Genomic DNA, 3,071 nt, shown 5'->3' on the forward strand with positions numbered 1-3,071 from the left:
TCTGATTCCTCACCAGGAGTCACTGTATAAGTGAAAGTATAAGAACCTGCACTCAATCCAGTAAAATCTACCATCGTGGGATCACTGAGATCCACACCACTGGCATCCGTATCGGCCCAGTTTCCACCGGCATCCTCTTCCGTGATAAGATCAAACAGGTTTACTCCATCCTTGCTCTCATCTCCTTCACAGAAACGATCTTCCCCATCAACACCAGCATACAAAGCATCATCAATAGTGATACTTGCTACCGACTCATCATCAGGACAAGTGGAATTCTCATCATCCGGACTTACTGTATAAATAAAGGTGTAAGTTCCAGGAGACAGACTACTAAAATCTACCATCGTGGGATCGCTGAGATCTACTCCGCTAGCATCCGTATCAGCCCAGCTGCCGCCAACTTCCTCTTCTGTAATGATGGTAAACAGATCGATTGAAGACAATACACTATCATCTTCACAATACTGTACGCTGCCATCTCCTCCAGCATTCACCGGGGCATCGATCACAATTTCTATTTCTGAACTATCTTCAATACATTCTGATTCCTCTCCAGGTGTTACCGTATAGGTGAAGGTATATGAACCTGTACTCAATCCAGTAAAATCTACCATCGTGGGATCACTAAGGTCAACCCCACTGGCATCTGTATCAGACCAGCTTCCACCAGCATCCTCATCGGTGATAAGGTCAAACAGGTTTACTGCATCCTTGCTCTCATCTCCTTCACAGAAACGATCTTCTCCGTCTACACCAGCATACGAAGCATCATCAATAGTGATACTTGCTACCGATTCATCATCAGGACAAGTGGAATTCTCATCATCCGGACTTACTGTATAAGTAAAGGTGTAAGTTCCAGGAGACAGGCTACTAAAATCTACCATCGTGGGATCGCTGAGATCTAACCCGCTGGCATCTGTGTCGGCCCAGCTACCGCCAGGATCCTCTTCTGTAATGATCGTAAACAGATCGATTGAAGACAATACACTATCATCTTCACAATACTGTACGCTGCCATCTCCTCCAGCATTCACCGGGGCATCGATCACAATTTCTACTTCTGAACTATCGGCAATACATTCTGATTCCTCTCCAGGAGTCACTGTATAAGTGAAAGTATAAGAACCTGCACTCAATCCAGTAAAATCTACCATCGTGGGATCACTGAGATCCACACCACTGGCATCCGTATCGGCCCAGTTTCCACCGGCATCCTCTTCCGTGATAAGATCAAACAGGTTTACTCCATCCTTGCTCTCATCTCCTTCACAGAAACGATCTTCTCCGTCTACACCGGCATATGGCGCTATATCAACTTCAGTTTCATATTCACAATCTACAGTTCCAAAATTTGATATTATACTAGCGACCACTTTAAAATCGCTATCATCGGCAATTACCGTAGCAGTAGTGCTACTAGGATTTGGGGGATCAAAGTAGGCCCCTGTATCATTTGGTACAATTTCCCAAGAATAAATAGGATCAAAACCAGCATCAACAGGCATAATTGTATAGGTACCTTCTCCTCCTTCACAGAGGTTATCTGTACCGGCATCAAAAATACAATCCGGTGGTGGTACAACAGCATCAGCTTTTAATGATCTGTCTTGTTGGCCTAAATTACCTAAACTCCAACCAATTATTCTCATATGATAAGGAGACCCATCTATTCCACCTGCCGAGTTTGGTTCTCCATTGGTTTCTCCCCAATCCAACCTGCTTGCAATATGTCCCCCCCATGCTAATAATACAGTTCTGCCAGGATCTCCGATATTTCCAGATACATCAAATGTTATACTTACTTGTTGTTCACTGCTAGCAGCACTCAAATCACCTGCCGTCCCATAAGAAATATTTGTAATTTCGCCATTCCATACTGACATATGCGAGCCCGGAACATTATCTCCGTTCACATCATCATAGACCTCCCCTTTTACTCCGTTAAAACTTGCAGTCGGCTGTCCGGCTACCGGAGTATTCAAGGTAAGTGGATCGGTTATTGGGAAGGTGTTTGTAGCACTTGAATTTAGAGTCACACCCGGCACACCTATAGTAGGATCAATAATCTCCCGGGGTGAATGTCCGAAGGCTAAAAAATGCGGCTCACTTCTATCGTAGTGAGTAAGATAATCTATGGCATGTTTTCCGTTTGCTTTTATATCATACCCTATTGTAAAGGTTACGGTGGTTCCAGATGGAATATCAGATAATATTGCCCTATAAGGAACTGAAAAGCCCTCTGCTAAATGAGCTTGTGTAGGTCCTAAATTTCCGTTCACCCAATTTCCAGGACTTTCTAGAGAAATAGCAGAACCATTCCTCACCTGATCAAGATTAGCAGATTGACCAAGTACACTAAGACTAAAAAACAAAAATATTAAAGGGAAAAATAACCATGCCCCTTTAGGAAAAATGGTAGTTCCCTTAGACTCCATTTCAGATTTTGTATTCTGCAAAAAATGAAGATTGATCGTAAAATCTTTCATAATCGAATATTTTAAGGTTAGTAATCTTCGGCTAAGAAGATTTTGGGCAAAAAATGATTAGAATAAGAATATACATAGGGGGGATAACTACCTAAACCACAAGATGCGGTTAGTTTAAAACCTTAAGGGTCTCGGGGGAAAGTGTGTAAAGGGGCTCAATTTTAAAGAATTCTCGGTAGGTTGAACACTCTAATAACTGATAATAAATTTAAAAAAATCCTTAATATAATTTCACTTATAGCTAAACAATTTAACCCAAAACATTCATATACAGTTATTTTCACGGGTTTTCCCTTAATCAAAAAGTATCAAAGATCAGGTATTAAAATGCTTATAAAAATGAGAAATCACATAAAATTTATAAAAGGAAAAATGAGACCGTGATTTAATATATTCATCTGCTATGTTTACAACTCGAAGATTTACGGAGGGAGAAGCAGGTAATTATTGAGCATAAAAAAACCCTTCATCAAATAATGATGAAGGGTTCAAAAGAAAGGCGGCGACATACTCTCCCACAAATAGCAGTACCATCTGCGCTAACGGGCTTAACTTCTCTGTTCGGAATGGGAAGAGGTG

General features: G+C 41.4%; 1 protein-coding gene and 1 rRNA gene. Both read right to left on the reverse strand.

From position 1 onward, the window contains the following. On the reverse strand, window positions 1-2,492 hold a 2,492-nt coding region (locus LB465_RS17860), incomplete at its 3' end, for a collagen binding domain-containing protein (RefSeq protein WP_224471280.1). A 494-nt stretch (window positions 2,493-2,986) separates the two neighbouring features. After that, window positions 2,987-3,071: ribosomal RNA gene (gene rrf / locus LB465_RS17865) — 5S ribosomal RNA — on the reverse strand; the annotation flags it as partial.

It is taken from the genome of Salegentibacter lacus, assembly GCF_020164555.1.
GTDB lineage: Bacteria > Bacteroidota > Bacteroidia > Flavobacteriales > Flavobacteriaceae > Salegentibacter > Salegentibacter lacus.